Source organism: Mesorhizobium sp. L103C131B0 (assembly GCF_000502275.1).
Lineage (GTDB): Bacteria > Pseudomonadota > Alphaproteobacteria > Rhizobiales > Rhizobiaceae > Mesorhizobium.
In genome coordinates this window covers 1-18,241 of record NZ_AYXC01000042.1, presented here as the reverse complement: position 1 = coordinate 18,241, position 18,241 = coordinate 1, and the positions used below count along the sequence as shown (strand labels likewise).

The window sequence follows — 18,241 nt, the reverse complement described above, 5'->3', positions numbered from 1 at the left end:
GAAGACACTCTTTGCGAGGTCGATGCCAACTGTGGCAAGTTCTGACATGGATGGCTCCTTTGCTCGGGACGACAACATCCCAACTATGGCGCAATGCGACGCCGGGAGCAGGAGCCATCCACACCATCAATCGAGCAAGCCTTCGCCAAGATCAAACACTGGATGCGAGCCGCCCAGAAGCGAACCATCGACGACACCTGGCGACACATCGGCCACCTCGTTTCAACCATCGAACCCAATAAATGCAGAAACTACTTCGCAAACGCTGGATACGCTTCTGTCAAAATCTGAAACGCTCTAAGAAGAAGCTCGGCGTGCGCACCCAAAATCGGGCCATAGCGCTGCTGGCCTCCGCCCGGTCTTCAATTCTCTGAGAAACTCAATTCGTCTTTGGTCCGAATGTGCATGGGCCGTTTCGGCCGGCGCATTCGTCTCCAATGGCAGGGTCATTTCTGCCCTGCCGCCCTCATGATCCGGCCTATCACACCCGATTGCTACAACGACTTTGCCGACGAACTTCACGAAATGCACAGTCTGCGATACTGTGTTTTTAAGGAGCGGCTCGACTGGAGTGCGGGCCAATGGCGGGTACGAGATCGATTCCTTTGACGCGTTGAAGCTGCATCATCTTATTTTGCGAGGTTTCCGACGGTCGTGTCGATGGCTGCGTCCAACTGCTTCCGTCGAACGGGCCGACGATGCACGCAACGCTTTTCCGATGCTGTTGGAGGAGAAAACGGCACCCGAGGAACTGAGCGTCTGGGAAAGCAGCCAATTTGCGTTCGATATCACTTCATCCGCGCCGAGGGGAGCTAACGGTTGTCGGCACTTACGAGCGCTTCGTCGGCATGATCGAGTTCGGCCTGTCGCGCTGTCTCAGCCAAATTGTCACCGTCACTGATCTGCGCATGGAGCGCATTCTTCGCCGCGCCGGCTGGCCCCTTGTGCGGGTCGGCGACCCATACACATCGGCACCACCCGCGCCGTGGCCGGATATCTCGACGTCTCCAACGAGAGCTGGACGCTGTCCGACTAAAACGGCGGTTTTCATGGGCCGGTACCCACGCCGACTTCGAGGCCGCAGCCGCCGTCGAGACTCAGGAGAACTGATGGAAGCCAATCGCTACATCGAGTTGGACGGCCCCATAAAGCACAAAAAGCGCGCCGTTCGCCAAGCCGCATGACCAGTATCATGAGCCGATGAAGGGCTCCGACACGCCACCGTAAAGTCAGCCACACGGTTTTTCGGCTGTTTGACCGGCCGTACAAGGTAGACCGGACATCGAAATAAGATCATGCGACAGATTACTTTTTTGCGCGACTTCCAACGAGAACAGCCGTGCTAGCGTTCCGCCACATCATCAGAGTTTCCCACAAGAGCGAAGTGCCGCGGAGCGCATATGTTGACGAAAGTGATTGAGAACGAATGGATTCGGATGCCGGACGGGCGTAGGTTGGCGGCCAGGATTTGGCTCCCCGCTTCCGGGGGACCGGCCCCTGCTATTTTTGAGTACCTGCCCTACCGCAAGCGCGATGGGACGGCGGGGCGCGATGAGACGACGCATCGGGTTTTTGCCGAAGCGGGCTATGCGTGCGTGCGTGTCGACATTGCCGGAACGGGCGACAGTGAGGGGCAGTTCGACGACGAGTATTCCGAGCAGGAGTTGAGCGACGGCGAGGCAATTCTGGCCTGGATTGCAGCNGAGGGGCAGTTCGACGACGAGTATTCCGAGCAGGAGTTGAGCGACGGCGAGGCAATTCTGGCCTGGATTGCAGCGCAGGAATGGTGCGACGGCAAGGTTGGAATGGTGGGCATCTCGTGGGGCGGTTTCAACGGTTTGCAGCTGGCCTATCGCCGTCCACCCGCGCTGAAAGCGGTGATCAGCATGGCCTCGACTGTCGATCGCTACGCCGATGACATCCACTTCATGGACGGCTGCCTGCTCAGCGAGAATATCAACTGGGCCACCCAGCTGTCTGCCTATCTCACCCGGCCGGCGGATCCTCAACTTCGCGAGGACTGGCGTGAGGACTGGTTCGCAAGGCTGGAAAACGTCCCCTTCTCTGCCGTTGACTGGATGCGTCATCCCACGCGGGATGATTTCTGGAAGCACGGCTCGGTATGCGAGGATTGGTCGCGCATAGAGGCGCCGGTGCTGGCGATCACCGGTTGGGCAGACGCGTATGTCAATGCGCCGCCTGCGCTGGCGGCGAACCTCCGGGTTCCGTGCAAAGCCATGATCGGGCCCTGGGAACATAGTTATCCCCACCTTTCGCGGCTCGATCCTGCTGACTTCCATTCGGAAGCGATTCGCTGGTTCGACCGCTGGCTGAAAGGAGATCGCAACGGCGCGGACGATCTGCCCGCTTACCGTGTTTACATGCAGGAGCATTTCAACCCGAGCAAGGAGTACGGCCCGCGGGTGGGACGTTGGGTGGCGGAGCAGAGCTGGCCCTCACCCCACGTGAATGACCGGGTTCTTTTCTTGGGGTCAGATGGTTTGAAGGACAATGCGAGCGTTGGGACTGTGGCTGTCTCAAGTCCTGCGCACATCGGCCAGGCAGGAGGGTACTACTGCCCCGGCATGCGCATCGACAACGAACTGGCCGAGGACCAGGCAGCGGATGATGCTCTGTCGACCTGCTTTGACACCGCACCGCTGACCGAGCCGATGGAACTGCTTGGTCGTCCCAAGGTGACGTTCGCCTTTTCAGTTGACAGGCCAGTGGCTCAGATCGTGGCGCGCCTGTGCGACGTCTCGCCCAAGGGCGTTTCGCAGCGGATTACCTATCGGGCGCTGAACCTGACCCATTTTGCCAGCCATGAGAGCCCGCAAGCCCTAGTGCCGGGGCAGGTCTACGAAGCCGAGATAGAGCTGAACGAGTGCGGCCATCGGCTGAAAATCGGACATGGCCTGCGACTGGCGCTGTCGACCTCTTACTGGCCGATCGTCTGGCCAGCGCCTGAGAATGCCGTGGTCACGCTGCACCTGGAAAATAGCGCGCTTCACCTGCCAATTCGAACCGTTACTGAGGAAATCCCGCCATTGAACCCCGGTCCACCACGGGAGTATCCCAAGCTACAAGCCCAGCAGCTGCGTCCGGCCAGTAGCACCTCGAAGCGGCATGCGTTGGAGGATGGCACCATAGTGCTGAATACATTCGATGACTTCGGTCAGAGGGCCAATCCGCATCACGGAATGGCCGTAGGCAGCGATGTTCGGATGCACTACGCCATCCATCCGGACGATCCAGCATCGGCCCGCTTCGAAAGCCAGTGGAATTTCACCTTCAAACGGGACCAGTGGCAGGTTGCGATCCAAACCGAACACAGCATGAGCTGCGACCCTCAACACTTCTACCTGCACCGCAAGGTACGCGCCACCGAAGGCCCGGAAGAAATCGAGGTGTTCGCAAGAGCATGGTCCGAAACCATTCCGCGCGGGCTGCTTNACGCGCCACCGAAGGCCCGGAAGAAATCGAGGTGTTCGCAAGAGCATGGTCCGAAACCATTCCGCGCGGGCTGCGTTGATCTGATCCAAGGCAAGGACATGATGAAGATCACGCGGATCAAAGGCTCCGCTGGGGTTTGGCGATGGCTTCACTGCCAGCTCTGCCGTGGACGCGGACCTTGGCGCGCTACGCCTGCGGATTCCGACGTGAAGCCGGCCGCCATTCCGATCAAACACCGGCCACCATTCCGATATGATGCCGGCCACCATTCCAACCAAAGACCGGCCGGTTTTCGGCACTGAAGATTACCTCCTGGTCAGCAACTTTGGCATCAATTACCTCGCGATGAACGAGGACATTTTGATGCCGGCAAAGAGAAGGCTGACCATGAGACAGTTGAGACAAATGCTTCGGCTCCGGGACCAGCTCCCGCGAGATTGCGGTCGTGCTGAGAATAGCACGCAGTACAGTGCAGGATAATCTGCGGCGCGCAGCGGCAATCGGGTTGAGCTGGCCCCTGCCAGGCGAGCTGACCGATGACGCGCTTGAGAACAAACTCTTCGCTCGCAATGGCGTCAAGCAGGGCACGCGGCGGCGCACAGAGCCGAACTGGGCCCATCTTGCCGTCGAGCTCAAGAAGCCGGGCGTCACGCTCCTCATCTTGTGGGAGGAGTATCGAGGAAGTCAGCCCGACGGATATGGCTACAGCCGGTTCTGCGAGCTCTTTCGCAGCTTCGAACAGCGGCTTTCCCCGACGAGCGCCAAGAACACGCCGCCGGCGACAAGGTCTTCGTCGACTATTCCGGCAAGAAGATCCCGATCGTTGATCGAGACACCGGCGAGATCCGTGAGGCGGAGATCTTCGTGGCAGTGCTGGGTGCGTCCAGCTTCATCTATGCCGAAGCGACCCGGACCCAGACACTGCCTGATTGGATTGGTTCACACGTCAGGATGTTTCGTTTCTTTGAAGGCGTTCCCCGCCTGATCGTCCCCGACAATCTGAAGTCGGGCGTCAGCCGCGCCAGCTTCTACGATCCCGAGATCAATCGCAGCTACGGCATGATGGCATCTCATTATGGCCTCGGCGTTCTTCCGGCACGGCCGCGACGGCCGAAGGACAAATCGAAAGTCGAGAACGGCGTGCGTTTCGCCCAATCATGCATTCTGGGGCGGATGCGCAATCAGACCTTCTTCTCGCTGGCAGAAGCCAATGCGGCCATTCGTCAGGCACTTGATCGCATCAACGACCACGTCATGCGCCGGCTGGGCGTCAGTCGCCGGCAACTGTTCGAGAGCGTCGAGCGTGCCGCACTCGCAAGCCTTCCTAGCGAAGACTACGAGTTTGCCGAATGGCGTTTGGCCCGCGTCTCGACGGATTACCACGTCGAGTTCAAGACCTTCTTTTATTCCGTGCCACACAGCCTCATTCGCCAGCAGGTCGATCTGAGAGCAACGGCGCGCACCATCGAGATCTTCCACCGCGGCAAGCGCGTCGCGGTGCATCAGCGCCGCTATGGAGGTCCTCGCCATGGAACCGATCCGGATCACATGCCCAGTTCCCACCGGCGCTATGCCGAATGGACACCGGAGCGCTTTCGGCGTTGGGCCACCTCGATCGGGCCGCAGACCGAAGGTCTGGTCATCGCAATTCTCGGCAGCCGTCCGCACCCCGAACAGGGCTTCCGAACATGCCTGGGCATCCTGCGCCTGTTTCGCGACATCGAGCGCAATCGGGCTGAAGACGTATCAGCCCGCGCCGTCGAGATCGGTGGGCTGAACTGCAAGAGCATTGCATCGCTCATCGCCAACCACAAAGCCGCACGCCATTCCACCCAACCAACCGCCATCGTCGATCACGCCAATCTGCGTGGCCCTGATTACGTTCATTGAGGAGACACACCCATGCTGATCAATCCCACCGTCGACATGCTGCGGGAGCTCGGCCTTTACGGCATGGCCACCGCCTTCCAGGAACTCGACGCACAGTCCGAAGCGGCCTCGATCACGGCGAATGGCTTGCCATGCTGCTCGAACGCGAGGCGACCATGCGCCGCCAGAAGCGTTTCGAGGCCCGCGCCAGGGCTGCAAAGCTTCGCCATGACGCACAGATCGAGAATGCCGACTTTCGTGCCGCACGCGGTCTCGACCGCAATCTGTTCCTGGCGCTTGCCGGCTGCGACTGGATCAGAAAGCATCACAGTCTTCTCATCACCGGGCCGGCGGGCGTGGGCAAGAGCTGGCTGGCCTGTGCGCTTGGCCACAAAGCTTGCCGAGAGGATTTCTCCGTCGCCTATCACCGGGTTCCCCGGCTGTTTGCAACACTTGCCCTCGCGAGAGGCGACGGACGTTATGGCCGGATCCTCAAGCAACTCGCCAAACCGACCTTCTCATTCTCGATGACTGGGGACCGGAAAAACTCAATGATGACCAGCGGCGTGATGTGCTTGAGATCATTGAAGACCGCTACGAACGCCGATCAACAATCGTCACCAGTCAGCTGCCCCTGGATCGCTGGTACGAGATCATTGCAAACCCAACTCTGGCCGATGCCATCCTGGACCGCCTCGTTCACAACGCCTATCGCATCGATCTCACCGGGGAAAGCATGCGAAAACAGCGCTCGCCAAGAGCCTCTGAAACAGCGCAAGCTTGACCTCAAACGAAACCCAACCCAAACATCAACGAGACCCAGGATCAGTCCGAAAAATGGCCGGCATCAAATCGGAACACCGGCCGGAATGAAATCGGAATGACTGGCCGGCTTCAAATCGGAATCGATGGCCGGCTTCGTCGGAATACGCACCTCCCGAGGTGAGCTTCTCCGCATCCGGGAAAACAGTACATTTACAAGTTAGTTCAAGATTCGCGCGAGCGACGATCACAGCGCTCGTTGTGTCGAAAATAAATCACCAGTAGGTTGAGATTATTTCGACTGCGACGCGCAGAAACGCTTCTATAGTCGGCGAACAACACGAAAGCGATCCGGCTGCGCCTAGAGTATCGCTCAACCTTTAGGGGAATACTATGAAAGAGATCGTAGGCAACGTGAGCCGCCGGGCCTTTCTCAAGGTCGGGGCCGCGCTCGGTGGCGGTATCGTCGCTAGCGGAATGCCCTTATCGCAAGCCATCTGGGCAGCCGAAGGCAAGGTGCTCAAGGCGAGCTCTTATGGCGACCTCACTAAACTCGATCCCGCCTTCTACGCGCGCGCCGTCGAAGTTGATGTGATGAACTGCATTTATTCGAAACTCATTCGCTACAAGCCGGGTTCCGAATGGAGCTGGGAACTGGAGGCGGCGGAAAAGATTGAGCAGGTCGATCCGACCCATATCCGCTTCCACCTGAAGAAGGGCATAAAGTTCACCGGGGGGCATGGCGAGTTGACCGCGAAGGATGTCAAGTTCTCGTTCGAGCGCGTGATTAAGCTCAATGCACCGACGAAGCCCGATTGGGGTCCGTTCAATCACGTCGAGTTGGAGGACGACTATACCGGGGTGATCGTATTTAAAGAGCTATACGCGCCGGTTTGGCTCATTCCGCTTCCCTATGCTGCGGGCCAAATCGTATCCGAGAACGCAGTGATGCAGGCAACCAAGGATGGGGGTGATTTCGGCATGAAGCCGCCAGCGTTCTCTGGTCCATATATACTTGCCGATTGGAAGCCGAAACAATACATATCGTTGACTCGCAATCCGGAATGGTCAGGCCCGAAGCCGGGCTTTGACGAAATCCGCATCCTGCCGATCGATGACGTCAAAGCAGCGGAGCGCGCCTATCAAGCTGGCGACATCGACTTCACCGGGATCAGCTTGGATTCGCTTGCTACATTTAAGAGCAATCCGCCTCCGAACACCAACGTCGAAAAAAGGCCGTCAATCAGTTACGTCTGGATCGGCATGAATATAGAGAACCCGAAGCTGAAGGACATCAACGTCCGAAAGGCGATCCAATGGGCGATCAATGTGCCGCAGGTCTTGGACGCCGCCTATGGGGGGCAGGTCGAGGTGGCCACAGGCACCATAGGTCCGGGCCTTGTTGGACATCGCGACAAGGCGCTCATTCCACCAGAAGGCGATCTCGCGAAGGCCAAGGAGTTCCTGGAAAAGGCTGGTGTAACCGACTTGGTCTTGACCATTGATTGCCGGAACGAAAGTGGTCATTCAACCATTGCCCAGACGGTACAGGCACAATTGTCTCAGATTGGCATTTCGGTTGAGGTCAATGTCCGGGATACCAGCACATTCTGGACCCTGGGCATGCAGTCCGAGGGCGATCGCTGGAACGACTTGCAGCTCATCGTCAATAGCTTCATCGGTCTGCCGGATCCGCATTACGAGGTGTCCTGGTTCACGCAAGATCAGGTGGGCGTTTGGAACTGGGAGCGCTTCCGCAGCGACCGGTTTGATGAACTGGTCGCTAAGGCGGTGACCATCGAAGACCCAGACGCGCGGGCGAAGCTCTACTACGAGATGCAGGATCTGATGGAGGAATCAGGCGCCTACCGATTCGTGACCAACGGGGCATCTATAATCGCATACCGCACCACTCAAATGGAAGCCGCAACCCGCCCGGACGGGGAGCCCCTCTATCTCGATTTCAAGCCGGTCCAGGCTTGAGTGGTGTGATCGGCACCGGAGCATGTGGCTATACCTCTTCAAACGCATTGTCCTCGCGGTCGCAATTATTGTGACCGCGGTGGCGGTTCTGTTCCTGATGATCCATGCCGTGCCGGGCGATCCAGCCGTAGCTCTGCTTGGCCCGCGGGCGACACCGGAAATGAAGGCTGAGATCCATCAGCAGATGGGGCTCGATAAGCCTCTTGTCATGCAGATCGTCACATTCTTCGGCGGGCTGCTGCATGGCAATCTCGGTTTCGATGTGTTCAGCCAGCGACCTGTTGCCGACATCGTTTTCGAGCAATTGCCTTATACGATCGAACTGATCTTAGTCTCGATCTTGTGGGCGGTTGCGGTTGCCGTGCCGCTCGGCTGCTACTCGGCGATGCGGCGCAACTCGTTGGTCGACCAGGTAGTTGGAGTCTTAGCAGTCGCCACTATCGCCATTCCTTCATTCGTTATGGCAGTCTACGCGCTTCTGATCTTCGCCGTCACGCTCGGCTGGTTGCCAGCTATAGGAGCTGGCAACGGTTTTTGGGACAGCCTAGTGCATCTCATTCTGCCCGGTTTCACCATCGGAATCGGCTGGGTCGGCTACATCTCCCGACTGATACGCGCATCCATGCTCGAGGTCCTGGGAGAGAACCATATACGTATGGCTCGCTCCTTCGGGATTCGGGAATGGCGCATCGTTGCGCGTTATGCGCTGCCGCTCGCAATCCTGCCCACCGTAACCATCCTCGGTGTGGGCATAGCTTGGCTGCTATCGTCTGCCGTATTTATCGAGGTGGTCTTCGCAAGACCTGGCATCGGCGCGCTGATCAAGAGCGCGGTCGAAGCGCGTAACTATCCGATCGTGCTGGGCACCGTGCTCGTTACTACCGTCCTTGTCGTCGTCGCGACGACGCTCGCCGATCTGATCGCCGCAGCGCTTGATCCTCGAACCCGCGAGAGCCTCTAGCATGGTGAGCGTTGAAGCTATCTACCCCGACGCCAACGAGGGAGTGGACCTAGGCACCTTTCGCACCTCCTTACGGCAATTGCGCAACAACCGCCTGGGCGTGCTTGGAGCCGTGCTCGTCGTGCTTGTAGTATCAAGTGCGCTCTTTGCTCCGCTCATCGTCACGCATGAGCCGACCCGCATCATGGTCGGGCCGCGTCTGGCAGGCCCTTCACTGGATTTTCTTCTGGGCACGGACCAGCTGGGTCGCGACACGTTTTCGCGTGTTATGATGGGCGGCCGCATCCCGCTCCTCGTCGCTTTCGCCTCTCTTGGCAGTTCGCTGGCGATCGGTCTTTTGCTCGGTCTCATGGCGGGCATAGGGCCGCGTTGGCTAGACAATTTGCTCCTGCTTGTGTTGGATACTAAGCGCTCCATTCCCGGCATCATTTTCGCGATGGCCATGATCGCGCTTCTCGGACCCAGTCTGGCCACTCTCATTTTCGTCATCGCAATAGGGTCGGTGCCGATCTACGCGCGTGTAGTCCGCACCCAGACCCAGGCCCTACGCAACAGTGAGTACATCGCCGCGGAGCGCAGCATGGGTGCCGGCACGACGCGTATCCTCGCCGTGCACGTACTGCCCAATGTCATCGGCCCGCTCCTCATTCTCGTCAGCATGGACATTCCGGCCGTCATCGCCGTAGCGGCAGGTCTAAGCTTTCTCGGCATGGGCGTGCGCCCACCGACCCCCGATTGGGGCGCGATCCTTTATGATGGCTATAGCTATATTCAACAGTCAGTCTGGCTGGTCATCGCTGGCGGCATTCCGATCGTCCTCGCCACGCTCGGCTTTACATTCCTGGGCGAGGCGCTGCGCGACATATTCGATCCCAAGCTGCGGAAAGACCTATGAGACGCGACGATTCGGTGCCCCATATGTCCACCCGTCCGCTTCTTGAGATCCGCGGTCTCGATCTCGATTTCGGTACACCGCGTGGGCGCGTCCACGCCCTGCGCAATGTTTCGCTCGATGTGCCAGCCGGACAGGTGGTTGGAATCGTCGGGGAAAGCGGATCCGGAAAATCGACGCTCGCCTACACGGTGATGGGCCTGCTTCCCGAAAACGCGGATGTCACAGCTGGCAGCATCCTGTTCGAAGGTCGAGATCTGCGCAAAATGCCCGCTCCAGCGCGTCGGAGCCTGCTCGGCAATCGTCTTTCGATGATTTTCCAGGACCCGATGACCGCACTCAATCCCGTGCGGACCATCGAAAGCCAGATGGTCGATATCCAACACCACGAACAAGGTGCCTGGGGCCAGAAGCGCGATCGTGCCATCGACATGCTTCACCGGGTCGGAATTCCCGATCCGCAAAGCCGTATCGGCGCCTATCCGCATCACTTCTCAGGGGGCATGCGTCAGCGCGTTTGCATTGCCATGGCGCTGCTTGTGAAACCGACGCTCCTCGTCGCCGACGAGCCAACCACTGCGCTCGATGCAACACTGGAAGTGCAGATCATTCGTCTACTCAAAGATCTGCAGAAGGAGATCGGCTGTTCAATCCTCTTTGTCTCCCACCATCTCGGCGCTGTTGCTGAGCTGTGCGACCGGGTCGCCGTTATGTATGCGGGCGAGGTGGTGGAACAAGGAGCGGTACGGGACATCTTCCACAACCCTGCTCACCCCTACACACGCGCGCTGCTTGAGTGCGACCCGGGACGGATCAGAAAGAAGACACGCACTTTACCGACCATTCCCGGTGAGGTGCCCAGTCTCCTCGGCAGCAAAGTAGGATGCATCTTCCGCACACGTTGCCGACATGCGTCCAACCGCTGTGTGCAAGTGAACCCGGTCGAGTACCGCATCCGCGTGGACCAAGTCGCCCGATGCCATCTCCTCGGTGACGAGCGGCTGGTGTCGGCATGACTGCGCTGCTTCGTGTTCAGGATCTGCGCGTCCGCTTCCGCACCATGGGTCCGCTGAAAGCACTTGCCACCGGCACAAAAGCCCCCTTTATCGACGCAGTATGCGGTGTCTCCTTTGAAGTCCGCAAAGGCGAGACGCTGGCCCTTGTCGGCGAAAGCGGCTCAGGCAAATCCACTATCGCTCGCACGATAATCGGCCTGCAGCGGGCCGTTAGCGGCAGCGTCAGCTTCGACGGATACGAAATTGAGGAGCTCAGCGGAGCCGAACGCAAGCCTTACTTGCGGCGCATGGCGATGATGTTTCAGGACCCTGTCGGATCACTCTCGCCCAGGCTGATGGTGCGATCGCTGCTAACCGAACCTTTCCGGATCCATGGACTAAAGGATCGCGATGCCGGAAACGAAGCCGAGCGCCTACTGCGCATGGTCGGCTTGCCAGCTGATTTTGCTCGCCGCTATCCCCATCAACTTTCGGGAGGTCAGGCCAGGCGCGTGGGCATCGCGCGAGCTCTTGCGCTGAAGCCCGATTTGATCATCGCCGATGAGCCGACTGCAGGCCTCGATGTCTCGGTGCAGGGCGAGGTGCTAAACCTGCTCGCGCGGCTTCAGGACGAACTCGGCATGGCGATCCTGATCATCTCGCACAATCTCAATGTTGTGCGCCACATGAGCGATCGCATGGCGATCATGTATCTAGGCCGCGTTATTGAGGTCGGCTCGACCGAGCGTATCTTTGAGCACCCGTGTCATCCCTACACGGAGGCGCTGCTTGCGGCCAATCCGGAACCCGACCCCGATGCTGTGCTGAACAGGATCGAGCTCAAGGGTGAGGTGCCGAGCCTGATGAGGCGACCATCCGGCTGCGAATTCCACACCCGTTGTCGTTACGCGCAGGATATCTGCAGCCGGGTCTTCCCCGAAACTTCAGCAAGCCCGCATGACGCGAAGCACAGCTTCAGATGCCATTTCCCGCTGGAGAGGGAAGCCCCCGCGCTGCTGTCTCCAACTGGATTCGACTAGGCTAGGAGCACTTCCTGTTTAATCGGTTCGTATCCTGCGGCTGCTGGCGGCGCAGCCGTTCGATCGTCTCGATAGTCGCTGCAGACGTCGGCCGGCGCAGTCCACGCGGCCGCGACGAGCGATCCAGCAGCCTCGCCGATCCTTCCCGGCGATGGCGGTTAACCCATTTTCGAACCGTTCGTGTGCAGACGCCTGCGGCTTCGGCAACGGCCTGCGGAGTCTGCCCGCCCTCGACCTGCCCTACAATTCGCCCTCGACCACGCCGCGTTAGCGGGGCATTCTTATCGATGTTCATTCGGTCCTCCGAGAATCGCTGAAAACTTCGACCACCTCAGCTTTTCCGGTCCGGATCGAATGGACGACCAACTGAAAGCTCAAACCTAAATTTAGATCGCAGCGGCGGTCATTCTGGGCGCATCACTTACAATGCGCGAAACGGCAACTGCGGGATTTTCCGGAAGTCTGAAATCTTCGGCAGGAGCCATAGGGAACTGATTGCGGTGGTCGTTAACAGTTTCCGGGCGGTCGCGTATCTGGGGGAGGGCTTCGGAGATCATCTCAAATCCTCGCTGGATTGCGATAGACAGATGTCCTTTCTTCGCTAGTTCGATACCTCGGCTGCGATGACACGAAGGTTAAGCGGCCAAGCTCGTCTGCCCTTATGAGATATCGAACGACCTCATTCTGGCACATGCAATCATTGTCGGAGGGCGACGTAGTCGTCATGGACAACCTGCCTGCCCACAAGGCCGCCGGCGTGCGCGACGCGATTGAGGCCGCCGGCGCGAGGCTGCTCTATCTGCCGCCCTACAGTCCCGACTTCAATCGGATTGAGAACGCCTTCGCCAAACTCAAGGCGCTGCTGCGAGCAAAGGCCGAGAGAACCATCAGGGCTCCTGTGGGACGTGGTCGGCGCGGTCGTCGACCTCTTCATCCCAGCCGAATGTGCTAACTACTTCAAATGCCGGAACAAGCTATGGAAGATCGGTCTCGAGCGCCTTGATCTGATGGCTGGCGGCTGCTGGCGTCACGTTCAATTCGTGCGCGGCCCTTCTTGAAGCTCGCATGGCGGGCGGCTCCCTCGAAGCAGATGAGCGCGGTCATCCAGTAAAGATGATAGGGCTTTCGTATCAGGGCCTCGTCGCTGAAGTAGCCGTGTCACGGGACGTTTATCCGTAGCAAGCATGAGGGAGTTCACCCAGGAGTTGCTCGCCCGTCGCGTGCCAGCCAACGCACTCGAACGGTCGTTCCACGACTGAAATTCTACGAACCTCGATCTGCAGAACATGTTCGTCAAGAGGGCTTTATCGTTGATTACGAATCCGTCGAGACCCGCGGTCCGGGCATAAGCCAGCAGGTCGCTTGCACGATTGATGAAACCAGTGCCATTGAAGTTCAGCGACGTGTTGCAAAGAACTCCGACCCCGCTTTTCGCCTTGAATGAGGTAAGCAGTTGAAACAGACGCGGGTTCTCCTGCTGCGAAACAGTCTGGGCCCGCGCTGTGCCGTCAACATGCGTGACGGCCTGCAATCGGCTATCAATAACGTTCTGAAAAAGGAGCATATAGGGCGAGGGGCGAGCCAAGTCGAAGTGGAGAGCGACATCCTGCTCCAGGCAAATCGGCGCGATCGGGCGGAAACCCTCCCGGTTCTTGCCAGACCGGACTCGAAGTCCATCCGTTCCTCTTCGCAAAGGTGTGGAACGAATCGAAAATGGCGTCGGAAACGCGCCTTGCGAGATTGGTGAACTTCTGGTGGGTCTATTCCTCGACGCACGAGCGCTCCCATCTCTGGGGCCCCCTACGGCATGTCGCCGTTCCCGGCCGGAATGCCCTGTTATGCGCTGATCTGGGAAGGGGCGCTCGGTGATTTCTATGAAATCGATGAGCGCCTGCAGGTGGTGCATTTGGGGAATGTGATGGCGGAAACGCACCTTCCTGCCGAAGATGGTCTTCTCGCTGATGACCTCCGACCCTTGCGCAGTCCCGTGGTAGGTTGCACTGTCGGAACTGTTACGCGCCATTCCAGATGTGATTGCTGTTGGCGGCTGGGAGAAGACGGGGTTGGTGCGCGACCCCTGGCAACAAGTATGCTTTCCTCTATGCGCTGGCTGATCCGAAGTTCACGTTGCCCAAAGGACAACTGCGCAACGAAGACCCCGGCAAGCTAATGGCGCTTTGCCACCCCAATGTTGTAATACGGCGAATCCCGCAAATCCTCCTTGCTCAGCGCTCGGAGAAGCGAAGCAGACTGGGCGGCGGCCGTGTGCAGCCCTATGGTATGGCGAATAGGATGCCGCTAGCGAGTGCGCCCTCGACAGCGCCGTAGATTCCATGGCGAGCGTCGAGTGTGTGGCGCCCAGCGTCAATGCAGCATGGCTGCGGACCCTACTGTCGAGGACGAGGACACACGGCGTCAGAACCGGGAGCGCAACAATCTTATCCGGATACGCGGATCGGCAATCGCATCAAGAGAATCCTCGCCCGCTTTGGCATTCTCACCTTCCAGCCCAATCTGCGCAAAGCTGCAGAGAAGCTGGAAAGTTCGCGTACGGCGGAAGGAATGCCCTTGCCGGAAGGAAGCCGAGCCGAGTTGCGCAGTAATCCCGCCCGGCTTCACCTGTTGCCTGAACAAACCCATGAGATCGAATAGGAACGGCTGCGACAGCTCACGATCATTCCGGCCGCGGACAAGGGTCCGCTCGCAATGGTTCGCCTTCTTGCCTGCATTGTCGGCGTCGCATCGAGACTGCGGACCTGCTGGTGAGCGAAATTCTCTCACGCGATTTGCGCGATCGGAGAGCCGTCGCCCGCTACGCAGGACTCACCGGCGCCGGATGAAAGCGGTCAGCGCCGGCGCGAGAAAGCCTTGCGAGCCGGCAATGCCCGCGTCCGCTATGGAATGATCCTGTTGGCTTGGCGTTTTCTCCAATAGCAGAAGGATAGCGCACTGGCGCACTGGTTTTGCGCGAGAACGGCCGATTGCCGTGGTCGTGTACACGCAAGGCCATAATCGTGGCGATGGCGCGTAGCTGCTGGTTGCACTCTGGGGACTCGTCACGACTGGCGAGATCCCGAGGGGAGTAGTCCTGAGTCCGGCGTGAAGTATGGAAGATGACTCGACAGCACAACGATTGAGGTTTGGCAGCTGGAAAAGGGCTTCCGATAACGATCCGAGGTGGTTGGTGACCCCGATCGCTCACATGAATTAGAACACCGCGCTGTAGAATGGGCCCACCGCCCGGAGCTTCGCCTCCGATCCGTATGGCTGCATCAGTGGTGTCCGATCCGCGAGGATCAACCGCATACAAGCTTGCCGCGCGTTTGCAGCGCCCCTGATGGCGAGTTCGCTCGGATTGCAGTTGCAGACCCCGAACACAGTTACGGCCAGGCCCAATGTCGCTCTGCCGCCGTGCTCGTGACGGTCAGGGGCAAGTCGCTTCGCTATAGCTAGAGCCACCCTTGACCGTCACTGCGCGAGGCGCCTGGTGAAGCTCGGGCCGAGCAGAACGGAAAGGCGCCAAGACAATAGAAACGACAGATGACGTTAACAAAGATCAGCCCATACAAGGCGAGCGGCAAAGCGTTTGTCATCGATGAAGCTCCGGTAAGGGTCGGGTTCTGACAGCAGCGTAGTTCGAAGAAGCTGCGATGATCGACGAGATGATGAACTTGCGCGCTAGTGAAGAAGCCCGATGCCGATCTCTTGAGCGAGATGATCGGATTTGCCGTCGAGCGGCTAGTCGAGTTGGGCACCATCACCGGCGCCGCTATGGGGGAAGAACCGCTGCGAACCACCGAGTGCAACGGCTAACGCGAGCGGGGCTGGGCCGGTCGAGCTTGGCTCCTCTGTAACCCGACGGTTGCAACAGTTCCTTCAAACAAATTTACAGGATCTTTGCGAGCGCACATCGCTGACCATGGTATTTTCACCCCAAAGCTTGAACTCAGGATCGGAAAGAGCGGTGCATATGTACGCTCAGACCGCCGCACAGCACGCAATGGAGGGGCAACCCAGTGACAAAAAAGGCACTCATCCTGCTTGAAGGAAATATGAGAGGTACTGGTCTGCTGTTCGTCCAAGCGGCGCTCCGTCTTGGGCTTTATCCAATTACCCTGTCGGCTAATCCAGCTTGGTACGACTATCTTGCGGCAGAAAGCATTGAGACAATCCGTGTCGATACCAGCAATGTTGATTCGCTGATCCAAGAATGCTCTCGGCTTCATGCGACCTACAACATTGCTGGCATTACAAGCGTCGATGAGTCGTTCTATGCATCCGTCGGCAAGCTCTGCCGGCATTTCGATCTTCCGGGGCCAAACCCCGCATCCATTGAACGATGCTGCGACAAATTCGTTCAACGTCAAACCCTCGCGGAGGGCGGCGTTCCGATACCTGCTTTTCGCATGGCCACGAATGCGACGGACCTAGAAAGTTCTGCTGCGGAGATCGGCCTGCCGGTCATTGTTAAGCCAGCCGTCGGCAGCGGTAGCTACGGTGTCCGACTGTGCCGCAACCTCGACGAGTTAGCCGAACATACGAGCTATCTGTTGGGTGGGAAGCATACATGGCCATCTTCGCCGAGGATCCTGGTCGAAGAATTCGCACAAGGCCCCCAGTATACCGTTGAGATAATGGGAAATGAGGTCATTGGGATTGTCGCCGCTGAGTACGGCCCTCTGCCACACTTCGTCTATCGTCAATTCACCTTCCCAGCCCCACTGAGTGATGACGAGCATCAGCGCATCGCCGATGTTTCGCTGAGCTGTTTGAGAGCTCTCGACCTTGGCTGGGGGCCAACAAACATAGAACTGCGGTGGACGAAGCGTGGCCCGGTCGTCATTGAAGTCAATCCGCGTCTCCCTGGCACGCCAGATCCTCAGCTGGTTCACTTGGCTTACGGTATCGATCTCGTTGCCGAGCACATCAAGCTTGTAGTCGGCGAGGAATGGGATTTGCGCAAACGGCATTCGCAGACTGCGGCTGCGCGGTTCCTCGTTCCTGATCGCGACGGCACCCTCGATTGGATTGATGGCGAGGGTCGGGCGGCTGCTGTACCGGGTGTCGCCGAGGTCAAATTTTATGTCAACACCAAGACACCTATCGTCAGGAAAGGCGATTACCGAGACTGTCTCGGATATGTCACGGCTGCTTCACCCAGCCTTGCGGAGACCGAGGTGATCCTTCAGCGCGCCGTCCACTCGATCAGTTGGTCGATCACACCATTTCTGACCCCTGGCAATCAGCGGCCCCTTGTCAGCCAAGTGAGGATTTGACGCCTTGGGCGAACTGAACATTTGACCCCCCCCTCATTGGTTTGCGGTTTCGTTGGTCTCGGGTGTCGTTCCGGCCGTCTGTAGCAGGCCGGAACGACGCTTTTCGGGAAGTCGGTATCTGGCGCCGCCAATGATGATCACCGTCGAATGATGTAGCAGGCGATCGAGGACGCGGTTGCTACCACGGGATCGCTGAAACACGCTCCCCTATTCGCCCACAGAACTATTGGAGGTGATCAGGATCGATCCTTCACGCAGCGACGCGACACCAGCCGGAAGAGCAGGTGGGCAGCATTGGCCTCGAAGGGCAGATATCTTCTGCAACGCATCTGTGTCTGATCAAGAGGCCATCCGCGCCGCGAGGGAGGCCACCGCAGTCGCGTACAACGCCGGGTTTTATTGGGATGGGATGTGCCGCGAACAGAGGACTGAACGCCTAGAACATGTCGATCGTGTCGAGCGACCCGGATAGTTGTAGCGCCGTAACACGTGGCGCCCTCGACTGAAGCATTCTGCCACGTAGGAGCTCGATTAGTTTCGCCGCGGTTGAGCAGCATGAGCCTTTCATTGACCCTGATGCCCGTGGCGAGAACACCTTGAAGCCCGATGTCGAAGTGAACCGTTGGCGCCCAATGGCCTTGCCGATGCCGTGATATACTCTGGTCACCCGCACCGTTTGTCGGTGCTGCAAGCTGGCGAAATATAGGAAGTATCAGCTTACTGACCATGTGTTCCATCGGGCGGTCACAGGGTTTTTAGCGGTCAATCGAATGCCACAGAAAGACGGGAGGAACAGCCGAAATGGATCAGAGTTTCCCGCAAGAGCGAAGTGCCGCGGAGCGCATATGTTGACGAAAGTGATTGAGAACGAATGGATTCGGATGCCGGACGGGCGTAGGTTGGCGGCCAGGATTTGGCTCCCCGCCTCCGGGGGACCGACCCCTGCTATTTTTGAGTACCTGCCCTACCGCAAGCGCGATGGGACGGCGGGGCGCGATGAGACGACGCAT

The 18,241-nt window shown here is 58.8% G+C and carries 10 protein-coding genes and 9 pseudogenes; 14 read left to right on the top strand and 5 right to left on the bottom strand.

The annotated features are described in order from the left end of the window. Positions 1-129 precede the first annotated feature (129 nt). From X730_RS1000000167170 to X730_RS135840, 10 genes and pseudogenes are all read left to right on the top strand, one after another. Positions 130-291: pseudogene (locus X730_RS1000000167170) on the top strand (IS630 family transposase); the annotation flags it as partial. Between the two features lie 557 nt (positions 292-848). Beyond that, entirely contained in the window at positions 849-1,184 is a 336-nt protein-coding gene (locus tag X730_RS1000000168975) for an acyl-homoserine-lactone synthase (RefSeq protein ID WP_245261463.1), read from the top strand. 216 nt (positions 1,185-1,400) lie between these two features. Continuing rightward, the gene (locus X730_RS135810; RefSeq protein WP_023827828.1) at positions 1,401-3,755 is read left to right on the top strand and encodes a CocE/NonD family hydrolase; all 2,355 of its coding nucleotides are present in this window, start codon (positions 1,401-1,403) and stop codon (positions 3,753-3,755) included. Positions 3,756-3,816: 61 nt separating this feature from the next. Next, positions 3,817-5,343 (top strand): annotated as a pseudogene (gene istA / locus X730_RS01000000165030) (IS21 family transposase). A 12-nt stretch (positions 5,344-5,355) separates the two neighbouring features. Beyond that, a pseudogene (gene istB, locus X730_RS1000000167160) lies at positions 5,356-6,106 on the top strand (IS21-like element helper ATPase IstB). Between the two features lie 371 nt (positions 6,107-6,477). Then, on the top strand, positions 6,478-8,067 hold the full coding sequence (locus X730_RS135820; RefSeq protein ID WP_023827825.1) for an ABC transporter substrate-binding protein: 1,590 nt from the start codon (positions 6,478-6,480) through the stop codon (positions 8,065-8,067). A gap of 22 nt (positions 8,068-8,089) precedes the next feature. After that, positions 8,090-9,028: an ABC transporter permease gene (locus X730_RS135825; protein WP_023827824.1), complete on the top strand. Its 939-nt coding sequence runs from the start codon at positions 8,090-8,092 to the stop codon at positions 9,026-9,028. 1 nt (position 9,029) lies between these two features. Next, positions 9,030-9,923: an ABC transporter permease gene (locus X730_RS135830; RefSeq protein WP_023827823.1), complete on the top strand. Its 894-nt coding sequence runs from the start codon at positions 9,030-9,032 to the stop codon at positions 9,921-9,923. Next, positions 9,920-10,936 carry an ABC transporter ATP-binding protein gene (locus tag X730_RS135835; RefSeq protein ID WP_023827822.1) on the top strand — a complete coding sequence of 339 codons (1,017 nt, stop codon included), beginning with the start codon at positions 9,920-9,922 and terminating at the stop codon, positions 10,934-10,936. Before X730_RS135830 ends, X730_RS135835 begins: the two co-directional genes overlap by 4 nt. After that, a complete protein-coding gene (locus X730_RS135840; RefSeq protein ID WP_023827821.1) occupies positions 10,933-11,955 on the top strand; it encodes an ABC transporter ATP-binding protein in 1,023 nt (340 codons plus the stop codon). The genes X730_RS135835 and X730_RS135840 overlap by 4 nt, the downstream gene beginning before the upstream one ends. Before the next feature lie 40 nt (positions 11,956-11,995). Here X730_RS135840 and X730_RS1000000167155 read toward each other — a convergent pair. Together X730_RS1000000167155 and X730_RS1000000168970 are read right to left on the bottom strand one after the other, a co-directional pair. Further along, positions 11,996-12,250: pseudogene (locus X730_RS1000000167155) on the bottom strand (leucine zipper domain-containing protein); the annotation flags it as partial. A gap of 86 nt (positions 12,251-12,336) precedes the next feature. Then, positions 12,337-12,572, bottom strand: a pseudogene (locus X730_RS1000000168970) (LysR family transcriptional regulator); the annotation flags it as partial. 92 nt (positions 12,573-12,664) lie between these two features. On the opposite strand from X730_RS1000000168970, the pseudogene X730_RS1000000167145 reads away from it, so the two are divergent. Beyond that, positions 12,665-12,881 (top strand): annotated as a pseudogene (locus X730_RS1000000167145) (transposase); the annotation flags it as partial. Between the two features lie 54 nt (positions 12,882-12,935). Here the strand turns inward: X730_RS1000000167145 and X730_RS1000000167980 are convergent. From X730_RS1000000167980 to X730_RS1000000167975, 3 genes and pseudogenes are all read right to left on the bottom strand, one after another. Beyond that, positions 12,936-13,059 (bottom strand): annotated as a pseudogene (locus X730_RS1000000167980) (LysR family transcriptional regulator); the annotation flags it as partial. A 211-nt stretch (positions 13,060-13,270) separates the two neighbouring features. Continuing rightward, positions 13,271-13,861: pseudogene (locus X730_RS1000000168965) on the bottom strand (carbamoyltransferase C-terminal domain-containing protein); the annotation flags it as partial. A gap of 509 nt (positions 13,862-14,370) precedes the next feature. Further along, the gene (locus X730_RS1000000167975; RefSeq protein ID WP_155922555.1) at positions 14,371-14,736 is read right to left on the bottom strand and encodes a hypothetical protein; all 366 of its coding nucleotides are present in this window, start codon (positions 14,734-14,736) and stop codon (positions 14,371-14,373) included. An 869-nt stretch (positions 14,737-15,605) separates the two neighbouring features. Here X730_RS1000000167975 and X730_RS1000000168960 point away from each other — a divergent pair. From X730_RS1000000168960 to X730_RS1000000167970, 3 genes and pseudogenes are all read left to right on the top strand, one after another. Continuing rightward, positions 15,606-15,765, top strand: a pseudogene (locus X730_RS1000000168960) (IS256 family transposase); the annotation flags it as partial. A gap of 206 nt (positions 15,766-15,971) precedes the next feature. Further along, entirely contained in the window at positions 15,972-17,231 is a 1,260-nt protein-coding gene (locus X730_RS0135150) for an acetyl-CoA carboxylase biotin carboxylase subunit family protein (RefSeq protein ID WP_050588170.1), read from the top strand. 845 nt (positions 17,232-18,076) lie between these two features. Further along, positions 18,077-18,241 (top strand): CocE/NonD family hydrolase (locus X730_RS1000000167970; RefSeq protein ID WP_155922554.1); only part of this gene is annotated, 165 nt, incomplete at its 3' end.

Coding starts and splice junctions, on each gene's coding strand:
- X730_RS1000000168975 (WP_245261463.1), top strand. CDS start 849: ATGATCGAGTTCGGCCTGTCGCGCTGTCTCAGCCAAATTGTCACCGTC.
- X730_RS135820 (WP_023827825.1), top strand. CDS start 6,478: ATGAAAGAGATCGTAGGCAACGTGAGCCGCCGGGCCTTTCTCAAGGTC.
- X730_RS135825 (WP_023827824.1), top strand. CDS start 8,090: ATGTGGCTATACCTCTTCAAACGCATTGTCCTCGCGGTCGCAATTATT.
- X730_RS135830 (WP_023827823.1), top strand. CDS start 9,030: ATGGTGAGCGTTGAAGCTATCTACCCCGACGCCAACGAGGGAGTGGAC.
- X730_RS135835 (WP_023827822.1), top strand. CDS start 9,920: ATGAGACGCGACGATTCGGTGCCCCATATGTCCACCCGTCCGCTTCTT.
- X730_RS135840 (WP_023827821.1), top strand. CDS start 10,933: ATGACTGCGCTGCTTCGTGTTCAGGATCTGCGCGTCCGCTTCCGCACC.